The 24,850-nt window shown below is 68.5% G+C and carries 25 protein-coding genes; 9 read left to right on the plus strand and 16 right to left on the minus strand.

Features of this window, described 5'->3' with window-relative positions; translation table 11 throughout:
- Positions 1-71 precede the first annotated feature (71 nt).
- The gene (locus ACHAA4_RS01625) at positions 72-1,973 is read left to right on the plus strand and encodes a carboxylesterase/lipase family protein (protein ID WP_435772447.1); all 1,902 of its coding nucleotides are present in this window, start codon (positions 72-74) and stop codon (positions 1,971-1,973) included.
- A 45-nt stretch (positions 1,974-2,018) separates the two neighbouring features.
- Here ACHAA4_RS01625 and ACHAA4_RS01630 read toward each other — a convergent pair whose 3' ends face one another.
- Positions 2,019-2,750 carry a GOLPH3/VPS74 family protein gene (locus ACHAA4_RS01630; RefSeq protein ID WP_435772448.1) on the minus strand — a complete coding sequence of 244 codons (732 nt, stop codon included), beginning with the start codon at positions 2,748-2,750 and terminating at the stop codon, positions 2,019-2,021.
- A gap of 281 nt (positions 2,751-3,031) precedes the next feature.
- Between ACHAA4_RS01630 and ACHAA4_RS01635 the strand changes: the two genes are divergently transcribed.
- The 3 genes from ACHAA4_RS01635 (at position 3,032) to ACHAA4_RS01645 (ending at position 5,753) form a co-directional block, all read left to right on the plus strand.
- On the plus strand, positions 3,032-3,772 hold the full coding sequence (locus ACHAA4_RS01635; protein ID WP_435772449.1) for a flavodoxin family protein: 741 nt from the start codon (positions 3,032-3,034) through the stop codon (positions 3,770-3,772).
- Positions 3,773-3,795: 23 nt separating this feature from the next.
- Positions 3,796-4,752, plus strand: coding sequence for a DUF5996 family protein (locus tag ACHAA4_RS01640; RefSeq protein ID WP_435772450.1), 957 nt, complete (start codon positions 3,796-3,798; stop codon positions 4,750-4,752).
- Between the two features lie 227 nt (positions 4,753-4,979).
- Complete coding sequence (locus ACHAA4_RS01645) at positions 4,980-5,753, plus strand: SDR family NAD(P)-dependent oxidoreductase (protein ID WP_435772451.1); 774 nt, start codon at positions 4,980-4,982, stop codon at positions 5,751-5,753.
- Positions 5,754-5,837: 84 nt separating this feature from the next.
- Here the strand turns inward: ACHAA4_RS01645 and ACHAA4_RS01650 are convergent, their stop codons facing one another.
- The 3 genes from ACHAA4_RS01650 to ACHAA4_RS01660 all read right to left on the minus strand — a co-directional run bounded on the left by ACHAA4_RS01650 (position 5,838) and on the right by ACHAA4_RS01660 (position 7,947).
- Complete coding sequence (locus ACHAA4_RS01650) at positions 5,838-6,203, minus strand: VOC family protein (RefSeq protein ID WP_435772452.1); 366 nt, start codon at positions 6,201-6,203, stop codon at positions 5,838-5,840.
- A 103-nt stretch (positions 6,204-6,306) separates the two neighbouring features.
- Positions 6,307-7,029, minus strand: coding sequence for an ABC transporter permease (locus tag ACHAA4_RS01655; RefSeq protein ID WP_435772453.1), 723 nt, complete (start codon positions 7,027-7,029; stop codon positions 6,307-6,309).
- Between the two features lie 33 nt (positions 7,030-7,062).
- Positions 7,063-7,947 (minus strand): ABC transporter ATP-binding protein, encoded by an 885-nt coding sequence (locus tag ACHAA4_RS01660; RefSeq protein ID WP_435772454.1) that lies wholly within the window; start codon positions 7,945-7,947, stop codon positions 7,063-7,065.
- 148 nt (positions 7,948-8,095) lie between these two features.
- Between ACHAA4_RS01660 and ACHAA4_RS01665 the strand changes: the two genes are divergently transcribed.
- The 3 genes from ACHAA4_RS01665 to ACHAA4_RS01675 are packed head-to-tail and all read left to right on the plus strand — an operon-like array spanning position 8,096 to position 10,529.
- Positions 8,096-9,241 carry a sensor histidine kinase gene (locus ACHAA4_RS01665; protein ID WP_435772455.1) on the plus strand — a complete coding sequence of 382 codons (1,146 nt, stop codon included), beginning with the start codon at positions 8,096-8,098 and terminating at the stop codon, positions 9,239-9,241.
- Positions 9,238-9,840, plus strand: a complete 603-nt coding sequence (locus ACHAA4_RS01670; RefSeq protein ID WP_435772456.1) for a response regulator transcription factor — start codon at positions 9,238-9,240, stop codon at positions 9,838-9,840. The genes ACHAA4_RS01665 and ACHAA4_RS01670 overlap by 4 nt, the downstream gene beginning before the upstream one ends.
- Before the next feature lie 32 nt (positions 9,841-9,872).
- Positions 9,873-10,529, plus strand: coding sequence for an SDR family oxidoreductase (locus ACHAA4_RS01675; protein WP_435772457.1), 657 nt, complete (start codon positions 9,873-9,875; stop codon positions 10,527-10,529).
- 18 nt (positions 10,530-10,547) lie between these two features.
- On the opposite strand, the gene ACHAA4_RS01680 is transcribed toward ACHAA4_RS01675, so the two are convergent.
- The 3 genes from ACHAA4_RS01680 to ACHAA4_RS01690 form a co-directional block, all read right to left on the minus strand.
- Positions 10,548-11,078, minus strand: a complete 531-nt coding sequence (locus ACHAA4_RS01680) for a DUF1697 domain-containing protein (protein ID WP_435772458.1) — start codon at positions 11,076-11,078, stop codon at positions 10,548-10,550.
- 24 nt (positions 11,079-11,102) lie between these two features.
- Positions 11,103-12,110 carry a universal stress protein gene (locus ACHAA4_RS01685; protein ID WP_435772459.1) on the minus strand — a complete coding sequence of 336 codons (1,008 nt, stop codon included), beginning with the start codon at positions 12,108-12,110 and terminating at the stop codon, positions 11,103-11,105.
- Between the two features lie 100 nt (positions 12,111-12,210).
- On the minus strand, positions 12,211-13,254 hold the full coding sequence (locus ACHAA4_RS01690) for an NAD(P)-dependent alcohol dehydrogenase (RefSeq protein ID WP_435772460.1): 1,044 nt from the start codon (positions 13,252-13,254) through the stop codon (positions 12,211-12,213).
- A 247-nt stretch (positions 13,255-13,501) separates the two neighbouring features.
- On the opposite strand from ACHAA4_RS01690, the gene ACHAA4_RS01695 reads away from it, so the two are divergent.
- Complete coding sequence (locus tag ACHAA4_RS01695; RefSeq protein ID WP_435772461.1) at positions 13,502-14,548, plus strand: universal stress protein; 1,047 nt, start codon at positions 13,502-13,504, stop codon at positions 14,546-14,548.
- Positions 14,549-14,620: 72 nt separating this feature from the next.
- Here the strand turns inward: ACHAA4_RS01695 and ACHAA4_RS01700 are convergent, their stop codons facing one another.
- From ACHAA4_RS01700 to ACHAA4_RS01730, 7 genes are all read right to left on the minus strand, one after another.
- Positions 14,621-14,902 carry a PLD nuclease N-terminal domain-containing protein gene (locus tag ACHAA4_RS01700; RefSeq protein ID WP_435772462.1) on the minus strand — a complete coding sequence of 94 codons (282 nt, stop codon included), beginning with the start codon at positions 14,900-14,902 and terminating at the stop codon, positions 14,621-14,623.
- Positions 14,899-15,384, minus strand: a complete 486-nt coding sequence (locus tag ACHAA4_RS01705; protein WP_435772463.1) for a BON domain-containing protein — start codon at positions 15,382-15,384, stop codon at positions 14,899-14,901. The genes ACHAA4_RS01700 and ACHAA4_RS01705 overlap by 4 nt, the downstream gene beginning before the upstream one ends.
- 192 nt (positions 15,385-15,576) lie before the next feature.
- Positions 15,577-16,230, minus strand: coding sequence for a response regulator (locus ACHAA4_RS01710; RefSeq protein ID WP_435772464.1), 654 nt, complete (start codon positions 16,228-16,230; stop codon positions 15,577-15,579).
- On the minus strand, positions 16,227-17,420 hold the full coding sequence (locus ACHAA4_RS01715) for a sensor histidine kinase (RefSeq protein ID WP_435772465.1): 1,194 nt from the start codon (positions 17,418-17,420) through the stop codon (positions 16,227-16,229). The genes ACHAA4_RS01710 and ACHAA4_RS01715 overlap by 4 nt, the downstream gene beginning before the upstream one ends.
- A gap of 28 nt (positions 17,421-17,448) precedes the next feature.
- The gene (locus tag ACHAA4_RS01720; protein ID WP_435772466.1) at positions 17,449-18,264 is read right to left on the minus strand and encodes a hypothetical protein; all 816 of its coding nucleotides are present in this window, start codon (positions 18,262-18,264) and stop codon (positions 17,449-17,451) included.
- Positions 18,261-19,043, minus strand: coding sequence for an ABC transporter ATP-binding protein (locus ACHAA4_RS01725; RefSeq protein WP_435772467.1), 783 nt, complete (start codon positions 19,041-19,043; stop codon positions 18,261-18,263). The genes ACHAA4_RS01720 and ACHAA4_RS01725 overlap by 4 nt, the downstream gene beginning before the upstream one ends.
- A 179-nt stretch (positions 19,044-19,222) precedes the next feature.
- Positions 19,223-20,839 (minus strand): ATP-binding cassette domain-containing protein, encoded by a 1,617-nt coding sequence (locus tag ACHAA4_RS01730; protein WP_435772468.1) that lies wholly within the window; start codon positions 20,837-20,839, stop codon positions 19,223-19,225.
- Between the two features lie 297 nt (positions 20,840-21,136).
- Between ACHAA4_RS01730 and ACHAA4_RS01735 the strand changes: the two genes are divergently transcribed.
- Positions 21,137-21,487 (plus strand): DUF2200 domain-containing protein, encoded by a 351-nt coding sequence (locus tag ACHAA4_RS01735; RefSeq protein WP_435772469.1) that lies wholly within the window; start codon positions 21,137-21,139, stop codon positions 21,485-21,487.
- A 23-nt stretch (positions 21,488-21,510) separates the two neighbouring features.
- Here ACHAA4_RS01735 and ACHAA4_RS01740 read toward each other — a convergent pair whose 3' ends face one another.
- Both ACHAA4_RS01740 and ACHAA4_RS01745 read right to left on the minus strand, forming a co-directional pair.
- Positions 21,511-22,941, minus strand: coding sequence for an NAD-dependent succinate-semialdehyde dehydrogenase (locus ACHAA4_RS01740; protein ID WP_435772470.1), 1,431 nt, complete (start codon positions 22,939-22,941; stop codon positions 21,511-21,513).
- Positions 22,931-24,847, minus strand: coding sequence for an FAD-binding monooxygenase (locus tag ACHAA4_RS01745; RefSeq protein WP_435772471.1), 1,917 nt, complete (start codon positions 24,845-24,847; stop codon positions 22,931-22,933). The genes ACHAA4_RS01740 and ACHAA4_RS01745 overlap by 11 nt, the downstream gene beginning before the upstream one ends.
- Between the last annotated feature and the right edge of the window lie 3 nt (positions 24,848-24,850).

The raw sequence follows: 24,850 nt of genomic DNA on the forward strand, positions 1-24,850 counted from the left end.
CAGAACGCGGACACACGACACGTGGAAACACCACGCGGGGACGCACGGTCTGGTGAGGCATCGGAGAGAGCATGCAGGAGCAGCATCTGATGCAGAACGGCTCCCCGACGCTGAACAGCACCCCGCGACCACCCGGGGGCGTCCGGCACCGACTGCCGCGCGGCTCGCTTCTGCTGCTGACTGCTTCCCTGCTGACCGCAGGTATCGCGACGGCGCTCGGCTGGCTCAACAGCACCCCCTGGTGGGGATGGGCGCTCGTCGTCGTCGGCGTATCGGTCGTCCTGCTGCTCCACCGGCATCGGAGGCGATCGCGCCTGCGGACATGGGGGATGTGGCTGATCGGCAGCGCGCTCGTGTGTGTCACGATCGTGATCGCCTATCCCCCCGCAGGGACTCGGGCGGCGGGAGGCGACGATCCGTCGCCCACTCGGCAGGTGGCCACCAGCGAGGGTCCCGTGCAGGGAGTCGTGAACGACGATCGCACCGTGGAGATCTTTGCGGGCATCCCCTACGCCGCACCGCCGGTCGGGCCGCTGCGCTGGCGGGCCCCGGAGCCGCCGAAGGTGCGCGAGGAGGTGTTGTTCGCCGAGCGCTTCTCGGCCGTTCCGGTCCAGCCGAGGTCCACGTTCTCGAGCCGGGCGCTCTCCCGAATCGTGGAGGCACCTCTTGAGGGAACGCTGCTGAATCCCTACCGCGTGAGCGAGGACAGCCTCACCCTCAACATCTGGCGAAGCACCGCCTCAGCATCCGGCCCACTGCCCGTGATCGTGTACATCCCCGGCGGCGGCTTCATGACCGGTTCCGGCGCCCTCCCCCTCTACGACGGCGAGGCCCTCGCATCCCGCGGTGATGTCATCATGCTCACCATCAACTACCGCCTGGGCGTCCTCGGATTCATGTCTCATCCGGAGCTGACCGAGGAGTCCGGGGACCACGCCTCCGGCAACTACGGAATCCGGGATCAGATCGCGGCTCTCGAGTGGGTGCATGAGAACATCGCAGCCTTCGGGGGTGACCCTGACCGGGTGACCGTGGCCGGTGAGTCCGCCGGCGGCGAGAGCGTGTGCATCCTCGGGGCCAGCCCGCTCTCAACGGGTCTCATCCATGGCATCATCGGCGGGAGCGGGGCCTGCATGGGCACCACGGGGTCCACCGAGGACGGCGACCAGTACGACACCCAAGAGGCAGCCGAAGACGCGGGCCGCCGTCTGAGCGAGCTGCTCGGGGGCGCGACCGTCGAGGAGATGCGCGCCATGCCTATCGATCGGATCCTCGACGCCGCGCAGGACCTCGACTCACACTGGCGCCCGTCGGTCGATGGGAGCGTCCTACCCACGTCCCCGATCGGCGTCTACGCCTCGGGTCGTCAGCACGACCTCCCGATCCTCGTCGGCAGCAACGCCGACGAGGCGTCCCTTGCGCTCGCGCTTCCGCCGGAAGTCGATGCCGAGGAATATCGGGCCTCTGCGCACGAGAGATACGGCGAACTCGCCGAGAGGTTCCTCGAGCTGTACCCCGGCGACACCCCGGAACAGGCGCTGGAATCCTCGTTGGAGGCGGAGACCGACCGGGTGATGACCCGCGGCATGACCCTGTGGGCAGACACGCAGACACAGTCCGGGGACGCCGACGCCTATCTGTACTTCTACTCGCACACCCCGCCCGAAGATGGCCTGCAACGCTACGGTGCCTACCACGGAGCGGAGGTCGCCTATGCCTATGACAACCTGGGTGCGGACCACGACGCCGACTACACAGAAGCCGACTACCTGCTTCGCGACCAGATGAGTGGCTACTGGGTGGCGTTTGCTCGCGAGGGGGACCCCAATGCTGCGGGCATTCCGGCGTGGCCCTCGGTGGGCAGCGACCCCGATCGCGTCATGGTATTCACTGGCGACGGCGCTGACATGGTCGATCACCCGCGCGCGGACGCCGTCGACTTCTCGTTGGACTACGAAGGCCCCATCTCCTGACGCTTGTGGAGCTCCCGTCGGGTCATCCTCCTAGGCGCCGGTGCACTAATTGCGCGGCAGCACCCCGGCGGCGACGACGCTGCTGACGATGCTCGAGGTGACGGTGCGCGTCACCGCCTGCGCTGTTCCTTTGGCACCCCAGTTCCCGTCTTTGAGCTCCTCGGCTCGGGCGATGACCGGAGACGTCCAGGGGATGTCGGGATCGAACTGGGGCAGCGTGCCGCTGCCGTAGAGCAGTGCGGCCCGGGCTGCGCTTCGGGGCGTGGGGCCGACTTCGTCCACGAGCACGGCACGGACGTCTGCGAGCAAGAGGCTGCGGCGACCGGAGTCGCCTGCTTCGAGCACCGAGGTCTTGATGAAACCCAGCGTCTTGCGTGTCCGGCGACGAAGCTCCCCGCGCTCGATGAGTCGATCCAGCAGCGGTTCACGCAGCGCGGGCCCCCTCGCCGCCAGAACCGTCTGGACTCCGCGGGGCTTCTCCGCGAGATATTCCCAGGTGTCGCGCAGGAGATGATCCGATGGGGGGCTGTCGGCGACGGCCTCGACGGTCAGACCCTTCACTCCTCCGCTGCCGGTGCGTACGTGGCCGCCGAGTCCGAGGTCGGCGAGGATCGCCCCGGCCAGCACGTAGAAGAGCGTCCCCTCCCCCGCGATGGTTCCGGAGCGCGGTTGGAAGAGCAGAAGAAGCAGGTCCTCCGCCAGGGATTCCTCGCGGAACCCGTCACCAAGGGCAGGTCTCCTGTGCGAAGCGCACGGCTCTCGGTGTTCACCATCCATTTCACGCGACCCTTCTCGTCGTGCCGACCGGCTCTTCCGAACAGTCTGGACCGTGTTCCCAGAACCGGGTCAAGTCCCCCGGACGCCAGGCAGTCGGCGCATATCTTGACTCTCGGCGGAGGGTAGACGGATGGTGCGGGTGCACCTAGTCTTGGCGGCAGATCCGCACCCGGGCAGCGGGTGCGGGGCACAGACCAGGCAATGCCACCTGACGCTGCACGTCCAGCTGCTCCGGTGGGTTTTCCTGATGAGGAGCCTCAGCCGATGACCAGGACCGACGAATGGACAATCCTGTGACCGCCGCCTCCGAGGGTGAGCCGCCACGGTTCGACGGGCTGCGTGCCCTCTTCATCAACGCGACCTTGAAGCCTTCGCCTGAGCCGAGCAACACCGACGGGCTGGTCCGGATCAGCAGCGACATCATGCGCGGCCACGGCGCGGAAGTCGAGGAGATCCGAGCGATCGATCACGACATCGCCACCGGGGTATGGCCGGATATGACCGAGCACGGGTGGGAGACCGACGCGTGGCCTGAGGTCTTCGAGAAGGTGATGGCTGCGGACATCCTGGTGCTTGCCGGCCCGATCTGGCTCGGGGACAACAGCTCGGTGATGAGGCGCGTGATCGAAAGGCTCTATGCCTGCTCCAGTCTGCTCAATGAGCATGGCCAGTACGCGTATTACGGGCGCGTCGGCGGCACCTTGATCACCGGCAACGAAGATGGGGTCAAGCACTGCGCGATGAATGTTCTCTACAGCCTGCAGCACCTGGGGTACACCATCCCGCCCCAGGCCGACGCGGGGTGGCTCGGCACAGTCGGTCCGGGCCCCTCCTACCTCGACCCTGGCTCCGGTGGCCCCGAGAACGACTTCACGAACCGCAACACCACCTTCATGACCTATAACCTGCTGCACCTGGCGGCGATGCTGCGGGCCTCCGCGGGCGTGCCTGCTTACGGGAACATGCGCAGCGAGTGGGACGCTGGCTGCGCACCGGACCAGGTCAACCCTGAGCACCGATGACCGCACAAGACCAAGGAGCGAACATGACCGAACACGTGGTGGGTGAGCGCCGGGAGTGGCCGAGTCTGCGCGTCGAGGACTGGACCGAGACCCGTGACACCCTGCACATGTGGACTCAGATCGTGGGCAAGATCCGGCTGGTGAACGCGCCGCTGCTCAACCATTGGTGGCAGGTCACGCTGTATGTGAGTCCACGAGGACTGACCACCTCCACGATTCCCCACCGCGGTGGGTCCTTCGACATGGAGTTCGACTTCATCGATCACCAGTTGGTCATCCGCAGCAGTGCGGGCCCGCTCAAGACCGTGGCCCTGGAGCCGAAACCGGTGGCGGATTTCTATGCCCAGACGATGGCGGCCCTTGCCGAGCTGGGGATCGAGGCGGAGATTCAATCGCATCCCAATGAGGTTGAACCGGCCATTCCGTTTGCCGAGGACCACGAGCACGCATCCTACGACGGGGAGGCGGCGAATCTGTTCTGGCGGCAGCTGCTCCGCGCGGACCGGGCCATGAGCGAGTTCAGGTCCCATTTCGTCGGCAAGGTCAGTCCCGTGCATTTTTTCTGGGGTTCGATGGACCTCGCCTGCACCAGGTTCTCCGGCCGTGCGGCCCCGTCCCACCCGGGGGGTGCCCCGAACTGTGGTGATTGGGTGATGGTTGAGGGTTACTCCCGTGAATTGAGCAGCTGCGGGTTCTGGCCGGGTGGCGGAGACGAAGGCGCGTTCTACGCTTATGCCTACCCGGAACCGGACGGTTTCTCGACCTACCCCGTGACACCGGCCGAGGCGTTCTACAGCGTCGAGAACGGCCAGTTCCTGCTGCCCTACGAGGTCGTCCGCGGCGCCGACGATCCAGAGGGCATGCTGGGCCAGTTTCTGCAGACCACCTACGAGGCGGCCGCCGAGCGCGCCGAGTGGGACCGCGAAATGTTGGAGGATCACCCCGACCGTTGGAGCCATAAGCAGCTCCGTCGCCGCTGAGCTCCCCTCTCGGGCCTCCGACTCAGCTTCGCCGCCGCTGGTCGGCGAGACCCCAGATGCCCACCTCACCCGCCTGCAGTCGTTGACGTTGTGCCCACCACACGGTCTTCCCTTGACGTATCGGGGTCCACCCGGGCCCAGAGAATGCGAGACGTCACCCGCCGATCAGATCGGTCTCCATCCGGGAGCATCGTGCGCGGTCAGACGTCTGAAGGGAAGGTTTCCCCATGACCAGGTCACAGCAGCGCGTCGCCATCGTCACCGGCGCGGGAAGCGCCCAGGGAATCGGGTTCGCCGCAGCCCGACTTCTCGGCGCCGGCGGCAAGCGACTCATCATCACCTCGACGACGGATCGTATCTTCGACCGGGTCACAGAGCTGCGCGCGGTTGGTGTCCGCGCGGAAGGGGTGGTCGCGGACCTGACCGACCAGGCTGGTGTGGACGCCGTCGTCGCAGCCGCGCTCGATGCGTTCGGCGGAGTGGACATTCTGGTCAACAATGCCGGGATGACGGCCGTCTCTGACTCTTACTTCTCGGGCGGAACCCGCAGAACCTTCGTCGATCACTGGCACGCCTCACTGGATCGGAACCTGACCACGACGTTCCTGATGACCCGTGCGGTGGAGGGGCTCATGCAGTCCGCCGGCTATGGCCGGATCGTCAACGTGTCCTCGGTGTCCGGGCCGGTCGCCGCGTACCCCGGTGACGTCGCCTACCACGCGGCGAAGGCCAGCATCCTCGGGCTGACGCGGGCGACGGCGATCGACACCGCCGCGGATGGCATCACGGTCAACGCGGTCGCCCCGGGTTGGATCGACACCGCGTCCGCCTCCGCTCGTGAAAGTCGGATGGGCGCGGCCACACCCGTGGGTCGCTCCGGCACCTCGGATGAGGTGGCGCATGTGATCGCGTTCCTCGCCGAGGAAGGTGCGTCATACATCACGGGTCAGCTCATCACGGTCGATGGAGCGAATTCGATCAGCGAAGAGCGTGGGCGTTGAAACTCCGATCGAGGCTCCTGCACCGCTCCCGCACCGCTCCGACACCGCAGTCGGATGCGCCGCGGCCCAGCGTCACCGTGGGATTCAGCCGGTGTCGCCGAGGTTGAGTGTGAATCCGTCGGGGTCCAGGATCTGCGCCACCCGCTCACCCCAGGGCATCTCGGTCGGCTCACGTGCGCTGAGGCCCCCCGCGGCCAGCGCGCGCTGATAGGCCAGATCAAGGTCATCCACATAGAACCAGAGCGTCATGGCTTCGGTGACGATGGGCGGACCAGTCTCCCGCCCGATGCCCAGCGCAGCCTGCCCGATCCGCAGCGTGACATAGACATCGCGTCCGAACTCATCCGGGAACCGATACGTCGGCTCGGCGTCGAAGGCCGCCCGGTAGAACTCCACCAGCCGATCGAGATCGGCAGTGGTCAGGATCGCAAATGCGCTGCGAACTGTCATGACATGAGCGTAGGCACCGGGGTCGCTGTGACTCCAGTGCCTACGCCCGACGAGGACGGCGGGGCCGCTCACGGGCTCTGGACCGGTGCGGCTGACCGCTGGCTCAGTGCCGGGGCTCCCAGCGGAAGAACCGCTTGGCCAGGAGGACCCCGATGACGACCCAGGCCATGGTCGGTGGCAGCAGCAGCAGGTTGTCCGCCAGGTCGGTGCCGCCGTTCCAGGCGTTGATCGTCAGCTCGGTCGCCGCACCTCCGGGCAGCGCTCGTTTGAGCATGCCCAGCTCCTGGGTACCGGTGAATCCGATCCAGAAGGCGATCGCAGAGGTCCCGAGGGTGACCGGAAGCGTGGTGACCTGCGCGTGCTCAGGGGAGGTGGTGATCCCGGCAGTGGCCAGGGCCAGGCCGAGCATCATCAGCACCAGCGCCAGGCCGGAGACGATCAGCAGCGGGATCTCCGCGGGGCGCTCGGTGAGCACGGCCAGCACGGTGAGCACCGCGGTGACCTGGATGATCCCGATCAGAGCCGGGGGTCCGAGGATCCCGACCAGGGCGGACGCGTCGCTGACCGCGGTGGAGCGCAGCCGCTTGAGGAACAGCGTCTGTCGGCGGGCTGCCAGAGTGGTCACCGCCGTGGTGTAGAGGCCCATGCTGATCAGGATGACCATGAAGACCCCGGCGAGGAATCCCATGCCGGTCGGGAGCTGGGAGAAGGTGTCGCGTTGGGCGATGAACAGCAGGCTCAGGCCCACTGGGATGATGGTGGCGCTGAAGAAGACCATTCGGTTGCGAACGATCTGCTGCAGCTCGCTGCGTGCAATGGTGAGCATGTGTCTGTCCTTGAGGAGGCGTGAGATGTGGGGTCAGTTGCGGGTGATCGAGCGGAAGACGTCGTCGAGCCGGGTGGGCCCCGCGTCGAGGTCGTGCAGCTCGGTGCGGTTCTCCTGCGCCCAGGCCAGCAGCGTGTAGAGATCCTGCTGGAGACCATGGGTCTCGATGAGCCGTTTGCCGTTGCCGGAGAGCGAACTCTCCAGCGGCAGCTGCGGCGCGTTCTCGGGAAGGTGAAAGGTGATCGTGCCGGGAAGGGTCCGGGTCAGCTCGGACACGGTCCCCTGCATCCGGAAGGTCCCTTCGTGCATCAGCCCGATCCGGTCGGCCCGCTGCTGGGCCTCCTCCAGATAGTGCGTGGTCAGCACGATGGTCGCCCCGTCTTCACGAAGCCGGTCCACCACATCCCAGAGATCGTCGCGGGACGCCACGTCGAGTCCGGTGGTGGGCTCGTCGAGGAAGATCAGCTCTGGCGACCCGTAGATGGCGGTCGCGAAGTCCAGTCGGCGCTTCTCACCACCGGAGAGGGCGGAGACGCGGGTGTCGGCCTTGTTGGTGAGCCCGACGACGTCGAGCACCCGGCTGGGCTGGTCGGTGCGTCCGGTGAGGCCTCCGATGAGCGTCACCGTCTCGCGGGCGCTCAGATCTGCCGAGAACCCGCTCTCCTGGAGCATGATGCCCATACGTGGGCGCACGGCCTTGCGGTTGCGCGGGTCCTCGCCGAGGATGCTGACCTTCCCGGAGGAGGAGGCGCGGTGGCCTTCGACGACCTCCAAGGTGGACGTCTTGCCGGCGCCGTTGGTGCCGAGCAGGGCGTAGAGCTCTCCCCGTCGGACTTCGAATGTGAGATCTTTGACTGCGTGGAATTCGTCGTAGCGGACATTGAGACGTTCGACGTCGATGACTGTTTCTGAGTTCATGCCCCTATTTCACGTCTTGGCGCCGGTTCGCGGCAGTCATAGGTTGTCACCAGCGACCATGACGTTTTGTCACTTCCGACCAGGCGCCGAATCCGAAAGGATGGAGGGACATGAGACCACCTGAGATCGGCCTGCGAGGAACGAGCTGATGTCCTCCACCTCGGTCGCGGCGAAGCGGCGGATGCATCGCGCCACCGTGCTCACCACGGTGGTGGCCATCGCCCCGGTCGCCCTGGCGATCGTCGCGATGACCACGGAGTCATGGCGGGAGGGCCTGGGCCTGAGCCTCGGGCTGCTGGCCACCTTCCTGGTTCTGCTCGACTGGGACCCGAGCGAGCATCCGCTCTCCACCAGCCTGGCGCTGGCCTTCTCCTTCGTGGTGTGGATCATCTGCGCGGTGCTGGCGTTCAATCCAGTGGCGTTCTTCGGCGCCGCAATGCTCAGCGGGGTGCTGATCCCGCATCTGCGCCGTCGACACCTGGCCTGGATCGCAGCACTGGGGGTGCTGATCGCCGCGATCGGCTGCCTGCACCTCGTGACTGAGCCCTTCAGCTGGGGCAACGTGGTGCGCTACGTGGTGGTGCCCGGCGGATTGAGCGTCTTCGTCGCAGCAGTGAACTTGATGATGCAGGGGTACTGGGGCATCTTGAAGGACCTCGAGGTCGCCCAGGAGGCAGAGGCGGAGTTGGGCATCATGCGCGAGCGGATGCGCTTCGCCGGCGACCTCCACGACATCCAGGGGCACACCCTGCATGTGGTCAACCTCAAGGTGGCGTTGGCCGAAGAGCTGCTCACGACGAACCCCGACAGGGCCCGCGCCGAGCTGCGCGAGGTCTATGACCAGGTGGAAGAGACCATCCGCGAGACCAGGAACCTCGCCTACGCGGAGCGCAAGCTCAATCTCAACGCCGAGCTGGAGAACGCGAAGAACCTTCTCGAAGCCGCCGGAGTCGCGGTACGGATCAGTCGGCACGGAAAGATCCGGCCTGGTCTGGACGAACTCCTGGGCCAGGTGCTGCGGGAGACCACCACGAACATCCTGCGCCACGCAGAGGCCACCGAGGTGCAGATCCGGATCTTCGAGGGCGAGATCATGATCAGCAACGACGGCGCCGCCGAGGGTCCGCTGCCCACACTCAGCGGGCTCTCGGTGCTGCGCCAGCGAGTGGCCGACGCCGGGGGTCAGCTTCGCGTCGAGCAGAGCGCCGGGACGTTCAGCACCTCCGCGGGCTTCCCGAGTGCTAAGTCCTCTGCGCCCCAGGTTGGTTCCGAACCGCAGCGGAGCGCCCCGTGATCCGGGTCGTGCTCGTCGACGACGAGGCACTGCTGCGCTCGGCGCTGGCCGCGCTGCTGCCGTTGAAGGCCCAGATCAGCGTGGTGGCTGAGGCCGCCGACGGAGCGGCCGCGGTCGCCGTCGTGCGGGAGCATCAGCCCGACGTGGTGGTGATCGACCTGGAGATGCCAGGGATGGACGGGCTCGCCGCAATGGAGCGGATCCGGGCGGACAACCCCGAGCAGGTGGTGCTGATGCTCACCCGCCACGCACGTCCCGGGGTGCTGCGCCGAGCATTGAAGCTCGGGGTCCGCGGATTCGTGAGCAAATCCGCACACCCGACGCTGATCGCTGAGGTGATCGAGACGCTGCATGCGGGCAAGCGATGGATCGACCCGGACATCTCTGCGCTCGCGGTGGTCGACGACTCCCCCCTGACCGACCGGGAGCTCGATGTGCTGCGCGAGACCCTCCAGGGCTATTCCGTCGCTGAGATCGCGGGCCGGCTCTACCTGGCCGAGGGCACGGTGCGCAATTACCTCTCCAACGCCATGCAGAAGACCCAGACGCCGAACCGGCGCGAGGCCGCACGCTACGCCCGCTCGCGGGAGTGGCTATAGGCCTGCACGTCCGACCCGGCCGAAAGGACCACGTGGAGATCTTCATCATCGGCATCACCGGAGGCATCGGCGGCCAGCTGGCGGCAAAGCTGCTGGAGGCGGGTGACACCGTGCGCGGCCTGGTGCGCCGACCCGCGCAGCGCGACGACCTGTCCGCCCGTGGGATCCAGGCCGTGCTGGGAGATCTGGCGGCACTCTCCCCCGCAGAGCTGGCGCAGGTCCTGGGGGCGGCAGACGCCGTGGTCTTCAGCGCCGGCTCCAACGGCGGTCCCGCACAGATCACGAGGGCGATCGACGGAGCGGGCCTGAGCAGGACCATTGAGGCGAGCCTCATCGCGGGCGTCCGCCGGCTGATCAGCGTCTCGGTGCTCCCGGAAGCCTGGCGGGAGCGTGAGCTCTCGGACTCGGAGGAGCACTACTTCGCCGTGAAGAAGCAGGGCGACATCGCACTGAGCCACGGCGACCTGGACTGGGTCATCCTGCGTCCCTCGATGCTCACCGATGCGCCAGGAGCCGGGACCGTCTCGCTTGGTCCGGCGGAGGCCCACGGGGAGATCCCCCGCGAGGACGTCGCTGAGATCCTCAAGGAGCTTCTCCATGAACCGCGGATCTCCCGGCAGATATTGGAGGTTGACGACGGACAGACCCCCATTCCGGCGGCCGTGCAGGCCAATGTGCCACGCCGTTGACCCCCCCCTGCCCGGGGGTCAGGCACCGGCCAGGTCGATGAGCCTGCGCACGGTGTTGAGGTTCCGCGCGGTCCCGGTGAGTCCCAGCGTCCGAGAGAAGGCGGCCTCGTTCAGCTGCGGCGCACCTGCGCCGTGCGCGTAGCGCAGGTGCATCTCGCGGCCGATCACCTGCCAGCGATCCTCACCGGTCTCCAGCAGGGCCGCGGCCTGCACGGCCTCGGGCGTCGGCGCTGCCTGAAGGAAGGTGATGTAGGAGAACCGAGGGTCGAGCACGTCGAACGGGTGGGCCTCCAAGGCGGCGAGCACCTCCTCCCGGGATCTGCTGATCACCTCGCGGAAAAAGCCGAAGCGTGACTTCACGGCGGACTCCAGTGCGCGGTCAAAATCCTCCGCCGGGCCGGGCGGGAGACAGATCAGGTTCCCGGAGGCGATGTAGCTGGCGACCTCGGTGGCGCCGAGCGACTCAGCCAGGGCGCGCCACTGGGCCATCGGCAGCTTCGCCGTGCCGCCGACGTTCACGGCGCGGACCAGGATGATCCTGCGACTCACCGGGCAGGCCGCATCAGGTGGGCCTCACCGGGTGGAGGCGGGCTGATCGTCCAGCCGCTTGTCCTGCAGGTCCGGGACCACCATGACAGGCCCGGAGGCCCGCACCAGCACCCCGCGGGACACCGACCCCATCAGGGCCCCGGTGAATCCGCTCCGACCCCGAGTGCCCACCACAGTGAGCTGCGCCTCCCGGGTCTGTTTGGCCAGCAGAGTGATCGGATCCCCCGGCTTGACCGCAGCCGTGACGTCGAGCGACGGAAAGTGCGTCTTCACCCATGTGATCTCGGCCTCGAGGAACTCCTCGAGCTGAGTCTTGCGCCGGTCGGTGACCCCCTCGTCGGTGGAGTCGAGCTCCGGATACCAGTCCAGCCAGCCCTCCAGCGAGGGAAGGGCGAGCAACATGTGCAGAGTCACTCCACGGTTCAGCGCGGACTGGGCCGCCTGAAGCACCGCGATCCGGCTGTGCGGTGAGCGGTCGATCCCGACCACCACGGGCCGCTGATCCCTGCCTGCCGTGAACCGGGCCGCGCCCTGATCCTCGCTGACCTTGTACTGCCGAGGCACCACCACCGTGGGGCAGTGCGCGTGCGCCGGAAGCGCCGAGGACACCGATCCGAGCACCCGGCCCAGGAACCCTCCCCTGCCGCGGGCCCCGACCACGGCGAGCTCTGCCACGGTGGAGAGATCGACCAGCACGCCGGCGGCGTCGCCGCGTTCGGTCCGGTAGATCACCTTGCCCGAATAGTCCTGCAGGTATTTCCGCGCGTCCAGGAGCACCGTCCTGGCCGCCTCGACGGCCGCTTCGGCCTCTGACTTCTCCGGCACTGCGGCCAGGGTCATGTAGACCCTGGCCGGGACGGTGAATGCGCTGACCACGGTCAGCACGCGTCCGCTGCGCTGAGCGGCGAGGGCGCCATAGTGCAGGGCGAGCAGGGACTGCTTGGAGCCGTCGAAGCCGACCAGCACACCGAGATCGCGGGTGGCGGGATCAAAGGCGACAGACCGGGGTGCTGTGTGAGCGTCGTTGTCCATGACAAACCTCCACCGGGGGTCTGGGGTCAGCCGACGCGAGCGACGCCCCCATCTATGGATTTCGCCCGCCTCATTCTCGATCTTAGGCCGCGACCCCAGATCAGGGAACCACCACAGCGCGACCGCGGAGCTCGCCGTCGTGCAGTCTGCGGTAGGCCTCCGGGCCCTCGTCGAGGCTGAAGGTCTCGGTCTCCACCGCCAGCTGCCCGGTGCGGGCGAGTTCGAAGACCTCCATGAGCTCGGGTCGCGAACCCCAGTAGGGTGCCCGGATGCGAGACCCGTAGGGCTGGCCCAGCAGACCCACCGTGGTCTCCACGACGCCGGCTCCCACCAGCACCAGATCGGTGCGGGGGCCGCTGAGCGAGCGGACGATGTTCATCACCGGGTCGTTGGTGACGAAGTCGAACACCGCGGCGACCGGACCGGGGCCCACCGCCTCGGCGATGTGCGCGGCTGCCCGATCGTCGGAGAGGAAGGCATGATGGGCCCCGACCTCCCGGGCGAAGTCGAGCTTGCTCTGGCTGATGTCCAGCGCGACCACCGTGGCAGAGGTCAGGGTGCGCAGCAGCTGGACCGCGATATGTCCCAGCCCGCCCACGCCGATCACCACGGCCACGCTGCCGGGGACCAGCAGGTCCAGTGAGCCTTTGATCGCGTGATAGGGGGTCAGGCCGGCGTCGGTCAGGGCCACCGTGGCCGCCGGGTCAAGGTCCCCCAGCGGGATCAGCAGTCGAGGATCAGTGACGATCATGTATTCGGCCATCGCGCCGTCCTTGCCCAGACCCGGAGGCGTGATGCCCAAGGCAGCGGCGTGGGGGCAGTAGTTCTCGATGCCCTGGGCGCAGCTGTGACAGCGTCCGCAGCCCTGCGGACCGTAGACGGCCACGGCCTCGCCGACCTCGATGCCGGAGGCGCCCTCGCCCAGGGCGTCGACCACCCCGACTCCCTCATGCCCCAGCGTCATCGGCAGCGGGTAGCCGAAGGCTGTGTACTCCGCTTCGCTGAGTCCCATCACGAAGCTGTCCGAATGGCAGGCGCCGGCGGCGGTGACGCGCAGCCGGACCTCGCCGGGGCCGGGTTCCGGTGTGGGGACCTCGCGCACCTCGGGCGGCTGACCGACGGCGACGTATTGGAGAGCTTTCATGTGATCCTCCTGGATCTGCAGTGCGGGGCCGCGGGGTCTGCGGGGCGCCTCTCGCAGCGGATCTGCCGCGAGGAGCACCTCAGGGCATGCTAGGCGATGGGGCTGCGCGCCGGCACGACCGGCATGGCGCAGCAGAGGATCAACATTCTGAGGGTCGCGCGATGCGTATTTCCTGGCGCCGAGAAAAGGTTTCTCACCAGGGTCGAAAGACCCTGGACCTATTCGATATCGGACGTATCGTGAGCCTATGAACTCTTCTCAGGAGCACGACAGTGACCGCGATCCCGGTGTTCTCGTAGGCCTTGACGGCTCAGCCGCCAGTCAGCGCGCCTTCCAGGCAGGCCTGAGAGTCGCCAAGCAGCGCCAGCTCCCGCTGCGCCTCGTGGTGACGTTCGCCCGGCCGGTGGTGACCGACGCCTACAACATGCCGATGATGAACGAGTATCTGGACACGGCGCTCAAAGAGGTTCAGACGATGCTCAGCGACTACGTCGCGCAGGCCGAGGCGGCAGGGGTCGAGGTCACCACCCGCGCCGTCGAAGGCGACCCGGGTTCCGAGCTGATCGCGGAGAGCAGAGCGGCGCAGGTGGTCGTCGTCGGGAAGCGCGGACGCAATCGGTTCGCTGGGCGCTTCCTCGGCAGCGTCTCGGCCAAGCTCGCCGCACATGCACACTGTCCCACGCTGGTGGTGCCGGAGAAGTGGAAGAACGTGTCCTCGACCGAGCTGCTCGCCCCGGACCAGGACCTCCCCGCCGGGGAGGCTGAAGCCACCGAGCCGCTGACCCAGATGGAGGAGTCGAGCTCCCGATCCCATGAGCGCCGGGATTTCGCCAACGTGGAGCAGGAGCTGAACTTCGACACCGAGATCGTGGTGGGCATCGACGTCGCGACTGACCCTGAGCTGGTCGTGGACCTGGCGGCGCAGGCCGCGGCGCTGCTGGACAACCCGCTGACCCTGGTCTCGGCCGCTCCGCTGAACGCGCAGGGGCACTGGTGGCCCAACACCATCGAGCACAACCTCGAGATCCCCCAGCTGCGCCGTCCCTATACGGAGCATCTGCAGAAGTCCGCGGAGCGGGTCGCGGAGAAGTTCCCCGAGCTGGCGGTGCGGTGGCAGTTCTTCGACGGCTCTCCGGCCGGGGTGCTCTCGGAGGCTTCACGGACCGCGGCACTGGTGGTGCTCGGAACCCGGGGCCACGGAGGGTTCTCCGGGCTGCTGCTGGGTTCGGTCAGTCAGGCCGTGCTCAACCGGGCCGTCTGCCCCGTTCTGGTGGTGCCCACGCACACGCAGTGAAGGTGGTGCGCTCGCGATCCATCAGGCGGTGCTGTACCAGGCCGATCAGGTCTCTGCCGCCGGAGCATGGGGTCAGTCCGTCTGCCGACCCTTGAGGAAGTAGGCGATCGGCCCGAGGTAGTTGATCGCGATGACCCCGGCCCAGATGCCCTTCCTGCCATTGACCTGGTTCGCGGGCCGCCGTGCAAGATCGATCCAGGCCGCCACCGCCAGCGAGATCTGCACCACGCTGAACACCATGGTCCCGGCCCGCCGACCCGGACCCATGTCCTCCCACTGCTTCGTGGGACTCTTCTTGGCGTTCTTCCACGGACCCTTCACGGGGTGCTGCTTCAGCACGGTCTTATGCTTCATGGTCGACTCCTTCGTGAGCTGAGAGCTGGCCGGACGACCAGGCGGTTGTGCACCTCGAGCACTCCAGGGGAGATCCACGCCGCGAGGCCGGCCTGCCGCTTCTCGGCCAGTGATTTCACCTGCCCGCTCAGCACGGCGGTCTGACCGGTGACCGTGACGTGCACGAGGTCCGCGTCGATCTGGGGGTCTCGGAACATGGCGTTTCGCAGGCGCTCTTCGGCGTTGCGCAGCGGTGTGCGCGCTGTGACGGCGATCCGGTTCTCCACCGAGCCGACGCAGGGGAGGCGCCGCACCGCGTGCTCGGCGGCCTCGCGCTGGTAGGTCCAGTCGACCTCCCCGGTCAAGGTCACGTGCTGGTCCTCGATCCAGGCCGTGACCATGCCTTCGCCCAGCTCAGAGACCCAGCTGAGATGGGACTCCACAAGCTCCTGGAAGTGCGTGCTGACCTGGGTCTCGGCCTGTGATGCGGTCTGGATCGACAACGTCCTTCAGTCCTTTCACGCGGTTCTGGTCGCGGTATCGCGCGCCACGATTCACTCTGCTGGGTAGATCGGTCCGGGGACTAGGGCCATAGGTCCCGCTGTGGCCGGAGATCTGCGGCTGAGGTGCACATCTGATGGATCGGCGCCGGGAAGCAGCGGGCCGATCCGGGCGCGCCCAGGTCTGATGCAGGGTCAGGCAGAGGTGATCCCGTGGCGCAGACCCCAGATGGCGGCCTGGAGCCGGTCCCGGCTGTGCGACTTCATCAGCACCGACTGCACGTGATACTTCACCGTGGTGACCTCCACGAATAGCGCCTGCGCGATCTCAGCGTTGGAGCGGCCCTGGGTGATCAGCTGAAGCACCTCGGTCTCGCGCGGAGTCAGCTCGGCCACCGGGGCTTGGGCCCGCGTTTCGGTGGCGCGTCGTCGCGCGGCGAACTCGGTGATGACCTTGTGCGTGATGCGCTGATCCAGGGTTCCGGCGCCGGCCGCCGTCGAGCGGATCGCCTCGGCGATCACCGCTTCCTGCGCACCCTTGAGCAGAAATCCGGCCGCGCCGGCCTCCAGAGCGGCGAACACGTCCTCGTCGAGGTCGAAGGTGGTCAGGATCAGCACCTTCACCGCGTCCTGGGCCGAGATGATCTGCCGAGTGGCCGTGATCCCGTCCATGATCGGCATCCGGATGTCCATGCAGACCACATCGGGGCTCAACCTCGCGGCCAGCCGCACGGCCTCCGCGCCGTCACCCGCCTGGCCCACGACGTCCAGGTCAGGTTCGGCGTCGAGGACCACGGCGAGCCCCGCGCGGACGATCGGCTGGTCATCGACGATCAGCACTCGGATCATGCGGACTCTCCTTCTCGGGCGGCGTGTTCGCGGGGGACGCTGAACGCGGTGCGCCAGCCTGTGCCGCTGGCTCCTGCCTCCAGAGTCCCGTGGACCAGCGCGAGCCGTTCCCGGAGCCCGGTGAGCCCGTAGCCGCTGGCCGGCAGCGTGGGCGCGGTCCCGGCGGCGCCGTCGTCGGTGATCTCCAGGCTCAGCCGGTGCGGCTCCCAGCGCACCGTCAGTCGGGCCTCGGCACCGGAGGCGTGCTTGGCGATGTTGGCCAGCGCTTCTTCGATGCCGCGGATGACGACGACGCCGGCCACCGGTCCCAACGACCAGGCCTCGCCGGACTCGTGCAGCTGCACGCGGGTCCCGCGCGCCAGGGCGGCCTCGATGACCTGCGGCAGGTCGTTCAGCGAGGCCGCGCGCGAGGCCGTGGACTCCTCGTCGGCGCGCAGCAGCCCCACGGTGCGGCGGAGGTTCTCCAGGGCGGAGCGCGCGTCGGACTGGACCGCCTGCAGGTACCGGCGCTGGCCTGGCGGGTCGGTCTGGGTCAGCGCGGAGGCGGCCTGGGCGCTGACGATGATCCCGGTCAGATGGTGGGCGGCGATGTCGTGCAGCTCCCGGGCGATCATGGTGCGCTGTTCCTGGACCGCATGGCGGGCGGCGAGCTCCTGCTCCCGCTCGGCCATCTCCGCCCGTTCGGTCAGCGCCTGGACCAGCTGGGTGCGCCCGATGATGACCTCGGCGATCACCCAGGGCAGCAGGTAGAGCAGCAGCCCCCGCGCGATGCCCAGCGGGATCTCCCCGGCCGCGACCAGCTCTCCCCCGGAGCCGATCGCCGCGGCGATGGTCATGCTGACCAGTCCCAGCGGGATGATCCGCTGGGCGGCGGCCCGCCGCGGCAGGGCCCGGCGGAGCACATAGACGGCCAGCGGGACGGCGAGCCCTGCGCTGGTGTTGCCCGGATCCAGGATGAAGAGGGCGGAATCGGCCGCGGTGATGCCCGCGAGCACCAGACCGGGGAAGCGCGCGCAGATGATCAGCAGCAGCGCCTGGACCAAGAGCACTCCAGTGGTCAGGTACACCACCGTGCCGGAGTCCACGAACTCCGGCACGGCGAAGAGCAGCGGGATCAGCGCCAGCACGATCAGCGGGGGAATCGTGGCGAAGCGGCGACCGTCCAGTGGGACGTCAGGCCTGTCGATCATCTGTCTCCCGTCACTCTCCCGGGTGGGCTCAGAGGTCACGTCGCCGCAGCGACAGCCAGGCCGCGCCCACGGCCACCAGCGCCATCATAGCCAGCAGGATCAGCGCCGGAACCGGGGCGAGCCCGGCTGCGCCGTCGGGGCTGGTGGCCGAGGAGACCAGCGCCAGCGGCAGGTACGCGCCCCAGGAGCTGGTGACCGGGATCAGCGAGAGGATCGCGCCGAGGGTCACATCGGCGACCGCGGCGCCGATGAGCACCAGGAACGTGGCGCTCTGGCTGCGGATGAGCACCCCAGCGGCCAGTCCGAGCAGGGCCAGCGGCACGACGGTGAGCACGCCGCGGCCCAGCACCTCGGCGACCTCCCATGGGTCCGCGCTCAGCCCGCCGGCGCCCATGGTGCTCGGCGCGAGGGTGACGAGGAGTCCCTGGACCAGCGCGTAGCACAGGCCGGTGGACGCCGCGACGAGAGCAGCGGCGACAGCCTTGCCGCCGATGATCCGGCCCCGCCGTGGGGAGGCCAGCGCGGTGGTGGTGATCCCGCCGTGCCGAAAGTCCGCTGTGGCCACCAGGGCGCCCAGGAGCAGGATCGCGACGAGCCCGATGCTCACCGATCCCGAGGCCATGCCGCCTCCCCCGCCGAGCACGTTCATCGCCGCGAGCTGACGTTCGGCCGTGGAGGTCGAGAGTTCTGAGACGTCTGCCTGCAGGTCAGGGTCGATGTGGCCGATCGCCGGGAGGAGCCAGCCGCTGGCGAGCTGGGTCGCCGCCACGCCGATGACACCCACCGCCGCGGCGATCTTCGGAGCGCGGGTGGAGGTCAGTTTCAGCAGTTCTGCGCGGATCATCGCAGGGTCTCCGTTTCGGTGTGAACTTCGGTGGTGGCAGTGCTGTGGGTGGTGGCTTCAGTGGGGGCGGTGGTGATGGAGAGGTAGAGCTGTTCCAGGTCCCGGCCCTCCGCTGAGGTCAGCTCGTCGAGCGCGCCGGAGAGCAGACTGCGGCCGCGGTCGATGATCACGAGGTCATCGGCGACCAGGGCCACCTCGGTCAGCACGTGAGTGGAGATCAGCACGGTGCCTCCGGCGGCGGCGAAGGCGCGAAGGTACTGCCGCAGCCAGCGGATCCCGGCGGGGTCGAGTCCGTTGGCGGGTTCGTCGAGGACCAGCACGGCAGGATCCCCGAGCAGCGCGTTGGCCAGCGCGAGACGCTGTCGCATGCCCAGGGAGTAGCCGCCGATCCTGCGGTGGGCGGCCTCAGTGAGCCCCACCTCCTGCAGCAGGTGGGTGACGCGCTCGCCCGTCGCGCCGATCATTTCCGCGGTGATGCCCAGGTGCTGGGCGCCGGTGCGGCCCGGGTGCAGTCCTCCGGCGTCGAGCACCGCGCCGACGCGCCGGGCGGGGTTGGGGATCTCGGCGTAGCGGCGTCCTTCGATGAGCGCCTCTCCAGTGTCGGCAGACACGAGTCCGAGAAGGATCCGCATGGTGGTGGTCTTGCCGGCGCCGTTGGGTCCGAGCAGCGCGAGGACCCGGCCGGGGTTCGCGCTGAGGTTCACATCGGTCACCGCCTGGGTGGTGCCGAAGCTCTTGGAGAGCCCGGTGATCTGCAGAGCGGGTGTGGGGGTGGTCATGGGTGTCCGTCCCGGCGCCGAGGCGCCTGTCCTGGAGGTTCGGTCGTCCCGAACATCGGTGACTCCAGTCCATCGCGGGACGCCCGCCGGCACCCCCTCCCCGGGGACGGACCTCGTCCCCTCCGCAGGGAGGGGACGAGGTCCCTCACCGAGGACGCCCAGGGTCGCGCGGGACCGGTTCACCCGAGCTGGAGCCGCTGGAATCCGTGCAGGTCACTGATCATCTGCCGGTCGTGCGTCGCGACGACGACGACCGCCGGGGTCTTCTTCAGCGCCGCGGTGAGCTCCTCGATCAGGGACATGGCCAGGTGGTTGCTCGGCTCGTCCAGGAGCAGCACCTCAGGGGCTTCGGCGAGCCGCAGCGCCAGCTCCAGCCTCCGCTGCTGGCCCTGCGAGAGCTCGGTGACGGCGGTGTTCGCCGCGTCGCGGCGCAGCAGACCCAGTGATCCGAGTCCGATCGTCTGATCTCCCGGGACCGTGCCACGGCTGACCAGGCGCGCGGCATGGGACTCGAACAGCTCGCGGGCGGTCAGCGAGACGTCACATGCCGGGTTCTCCTGACCGACCAGGGCGATGCGAGCCCCGGGCCGGCGATGCAGCTCCCCTCCAGTGGGAGTCACCGTCCCCGCCAGCAGACCGAGCAGCGTGGACTTGCCGGCTCCGTTGGGTCCGGTGAGCAGCAGCTTCTGGCCCCCGGACAGGCGCAGATCCACCGGCGCGCGCAGCCGCTCCCCGCACCTCAGCCCGGTCGCGGCGAGGTAGGTCACCCCGGTCTGGGAGTCCAGGTTCGGAAAGCTCAGACGGAGCGGCGGCGGGGGCACGGTGATCCGGTGCTCCTCCAGTGCTTCGGCCTGCCGCTTCACCTGCTGCACCACCCCGGGTGCTCGAGACTGACGCTGGTGCTTGTTCGTTCCCTTCTCCGGTCGCCACCCGGTGGAGAGCCGGCTCTGCGCGCTGGAGAGCGCATCCTGCAGGCGTGAATGCTCGGCGAGCTGCTCGGCGTGCTCGCGCTCCCAGGTCTCTCGTTCGCGGCGGCGGCCCTGCTGCCAGCCGAGGTACCCGCCGCCGTAGACGCGGACGCGTCCGTCCCGGCTGGGGTCCAGGTCGAGGAACTGCTCCGCGACCTGCTGGAGCAGATGCCGATCGTGGCTGACCAGCGCGACCCCACCAGGGTGGGCCCGGACCCGCTGGGTGAGGAAGTCCATCCCGGCGGCGTCGAGGTGATTGGTCGGTTCGTCGAGCAGCAGCAGGTCATCCGGGGCCCCCAGCAGGCATGCCAGCCGCACCCGGTAGCGCTGACCCACCGAGAGCTGCGTCAGCCGGCGGCTGCGATCCGAGCAGGCGCCCAGGGCGTCCAGCGCGACGTCCATCTGTCGATCGGCGTCCCAGGCGTCGAGCTGCTCGGCGGCGGCCAGCGCCCGGACGTACCGCTCTGCGTGTGCCGTCGGGTCTGCGGCGAGGGCCTGGGCGGCGTCGTCGAACTCTGCCAGGGCGGCCCGGGAGCGCTCCATCGCACGTTCCACCAGGGTGCCGACGGTGTCGTCGTCGTGGTGCTGCAGCGTCTGTTCGGACAGGCCTGCTGTCCCGGTGCGGGTGAGACTGCCGTGCTCCAGGGGGAGGTATCCGAGCAAGGCATGCAGCAGCGTGGTCTTGCCGGTGCCGTTCTCACCGACGACGGCGAGCCGCGAACCGACGCTGAGCGTGAGGGAGATGCGGTCGAGGATGCGTCGCCCGCCGCGGATCACGGTGAGGTCCGAGGCCGCGAGGTGGAAGGGTCGTGAGGGTAGAGGGGTCACTGCTGCTCCGTCGAGAGGATCGTGCCGGAGCCGGGCAGCGGAGGTCAGCGGGGGCGTCTGCTGCACCGCGCGTGATGACGGGAGCAGAGGCCTACGCGGACACGGATCTGCACTTGAAGGGGTGCACGAGATCGCCGCCCGGCGGGGTCAGGAACCGTAGGACGACGTGCAGCATCGATGAGAAGGTGGAGAGGAGCCGCGCGCCGTCAGGAGACCACGCGCAGGCGACCCGAAGGCATGCCCGAGATTTTCATGCTGAGCAGGCTAGCAGAACCTCGAAGCGCAGGAGGAGCCCCGATGACCAAGCACCGGATCTACACGATGAGCTTCGCCAGCGTCTATCCGCACTATGTGACCAAGGCGGAGCGCAAGGGACACAGTCGGGCCGAGGTCGACAAGATCATCGAGTGGCTCACCGGGTACTCCGCGGGCCAGCTGCAGAGGGTCCTGGACGAGGAGGTCGACTTCGAGACGTTCTTCGCCCAGGCACCGGCGATGAATCCCTCCCGGTCACTGATCACCGGAGTGATCTGCGGCGTCAGGGTCGAGGAGATCGAGGAGCCGCTGATGCGCGAGATCCGATACCTGGACAAGCTCATCGATGAGATGGCGCGCGGCAAGGCGATGGAGAAGGTGCTGCGCGGCTGAACCCCCGCATGCACCTGAGTGGGTCAGGACCAATCCACGCTCATGTACTGTACCTCGGTGAACTCCTCCATCCCGAAGGACCCGCCCTCTCGACCGATCCCTGCCTGCTTGACCCCGCCGAACGGGGCACTGGGATCCGAGACGATCCCCCGATTGACCCCGACCATCCCCGCCTCGAGCCGTTCGGCGATCTGCATCGCGGTCTGCAGCTTCCCGGCGTAGACATAGGCGGAGAGCCCGACCTCCGCGGCATTGGCCAGCTCGATGACCGCGTCCAGATCGGTCCAGGCCACCACAGGGGCGACAGGTCCGAAGATCTCTTCACGGAGGATCTCCGCATCCACCGGCACCCCGGTGAGCATGGTCGGGGCGAGGAACGCCGGGTTCATTCCCTCGGGCAGGGGCGCCTGCGCGGCGATGACCGCGCCCTGCTCCACCGCGCCCTGGACCAGCCCGCGGATCTGCTCGGCGGCATGTTCGGTGATCACCGGTCCGATGTCGGCGCCCTCGGCCGGGTCTCCCACCCGCAGCGCGGCGATCCGGGCACCGAACTTCTCGGTGAACTCGCCGAGCACGTCCTGGTGGACGTAGAAGCGGTTCGCCGCGGTGCAGGCCTGCCCGCCGTTGCGGAACTTCGCGAGCATCGCCCCGTCCACCGCGGCGTCGAGGTCGGCCCCGGAGGTCACGATGAACGGCGCGTTCCCGCCGAGTTCCATGGAAGTGTTCACCACCCGTTCGGCGCACTGGGCCAGCAGTCGCCGCCCGACTCCGGTGGACCCGGTGAAGGAGAGTTTGCGGACCCGGTCGTCCGCCAGCCAGGCGGTGACCACCCGACTCGCCGAGCTGGACGCCGCGACCTGCACCACTCCCTCCGGGACCCCCGCCTGGGTGAGGATCTCTGCGATCGCGAAGGCGGTCAGCGGGGTCTCGCTGGCGGGTTTCAGCAGCACCGAGCAGCCCGCGGCCAGGGCGGGGCCGATCTTGCGGGTGGCCATCGCGGCCGGGAAGTTCCACGGAGTGATGAGCACCGCGACCCCCACCGGGTGCCGGGTGACCACGTTGCGGACTCCCCCGGCCGGCGCCTCGGTGTAGTCACCGGGGGTCCGCACGGCCTCCTCGGCGTACCAGCGGAAGAACTCGCTGGCGTAGTTCACCTCGGCCGCGGCGTCGGCCTGGGACTTGCCGTTCTCGGCCACGATGAGGTCCCGCAGCCGCTCGGCCTGTTCCTGCATGCCTCGGTAGGCGGCCATGAGGACCTCGGAGCGGTGCCGCGGGCTGGTGGCGCGCCAGGTGCGGAACCCGGCCTGGGCGGCGTCGACCATGGCGGCGGCCTCCTGGGCGGAGTGATCGCGGACCTGGTCCACCACCGCGCCGGTGGCGGGGTTGCGCACCGGGAACGTGGGGTGCCCGGGATACGCTGCGGCGGGCTTGGCGGCGGTGTGTTCAGCGGGCATCGTTGGCCTCCAGGAAGATTCCGGCGAAGAAGTCGGCGAGGGCTGCGGTGTCGGTCAGCGGCAGCACGTGGGCAACATACTGGTCCGGGCGCACGACGACGACGCAGCCGTCCCGGCTGATCCCGCGCTCGGCGAAGATGTCCTGCTCGGGGTGGGTGCCGAAGACCCGGTCCCGGGCGGTGAGTCCGAAGGGTCCCACCGTGGGCAGGAAGGCGCGCGGGGCGTCGGTGACGTCGAGCTGGTCGTGAGGCTGCTGGTAGATGACCTTGATGTCGAAGAGCGTGTCCTCGTCCTGCGCCGTCGGGGTGTGGCGCAGCACCGGGGAGTTCGGGTCGGTGTGCAGCCAGTGCGCCCAGTCGGACAGGGCTGAATCCTCCCCGGAGCTCGACTCCCCGGCGGCTGGAGCGTCGGCGAAGGCGTAGAGCCGCCAGCGCCCGTCGGCGGTGGCCAGGTGGCCCAGCTGCAGCGGGTTCCCGTCGCAGACTCGGGAGACATAGGCCGACTTGAACCGTTTGCCCACCGGGAATCCGGTGGCGAGCTCCTGGTGGGTGGCCTCCCCGGTGATCATCGATGGTGTGTACTCGGTCATGAAGCCGGCAGGGAACTCGATGGTCTTGACGTAGAAGTCCTCCAGCGCGGAGGGGTCCTCCATGTCTTCAGGCTTCTGCGCCATCAGCGTGGACCACTGCTTGTCGAAGTCGATGAGGTTCTGCGCGATCACCTGGCGCTCGCCGGAGTAGGTGCTCAGCAGCGAGGCTGGGCTGCGACCTTGCAGCACCTGCCCCAGCTTCCAGCCGATGTTGAATCCGTCCTGCATGGACACGTTCATGCCCTGGCCGGCCTTCGCGCTGTGCGTGTGACAGGCGTCCCCGGCGATGAACACCCGCGGCGCGCGCTGACCGGCGAGCTCGGCGGGCACGTCGTCGAACGTGTCGGTCACCCGATGCCCGACCTCGTAGACGCTGTGCCAGGCGACGTGCTTCACGTCCACCGTGTAGGGGTGCATGATCCGGTTGGCATGCTCGGAGATCTGCTCGACGGTGGTCTGGCGGACCTGGGCGCCCTCCCCGGGCTGGACCTCGCCGAGGTCCACGTACATCCGGAACAGGTGTCCGCCCTCGCGCGGGATCAGCAGGATGCTGCCGCCGGAGCGGGACTGGATGGCGCACTTGCGGCGGATGTCGGGGAAGTCGGTCACCGCGAGGACGTCCATCACGCCCCAGGCGTGATTGGCCCGGTCTCCCTCCATGGTGCAGCCGATGGCCTCGCGCACCCCGCTGCGAGCCCCGTCGGCGCCGAGCACGTACTTTGCCCAGACGGTGCGCACCGGGCCATCCTTCGGGCCGCCCGAGCGGCGCAGGGTGACCTCCACCGGATGCTCTCCGGACTCATGCACGGTCAGATCCACGAACTCCCAGCCGTAGTCCGGGGTCATCCGGGACGGTGAGTTCGCCATGGACTCGGCGAAGTAGTCCAGCACCCTCGCCTGGTTGACGATGAGGTGAGGGAACTCGCTGATCCCGTGCGGGTCATCGGCGGGACGGGCGGTGCGCACGATGTTCTCCGGCGCCTCCGGGTCGGGCTTCCAGAACGCCATCTCGGTGATGTGGTAAGCCTCGTTGGAGATCTCGTCGGCGAAGCCGAAGGCCTGGAAGGTCTCCACGCTGCGCGCCTGGATGCCGTCGGCCTGGCCGACCTCGAGCCGACCCTCACGCTTCTCGATGATCCGGGTGTGGACCTGCGGGAACTGGGCCAGCTGCGCGGCGGCGATCATCCCCGCGGGGCCTGTGCCCACGATGAGCACGTCCATGTGCTCGGGAAGCTCCTGCGGACGGTCGAGTCCGACACCGGCGGGCGCCTGGACCCTCGGGTTCTTGGAGACGTAGCCGTGGTGGTGGAACTGCATGAG

Source organism: Nesterenkonia maliinae, assembly GCF_051262655.1.
In the GTDB taxonomy this organism is placed as follows: domain Bacteria; phylum Actinomycetota; class Actinomycetes; order Actinomycetales; family Micrococcaceae; genus Nesterenkonia.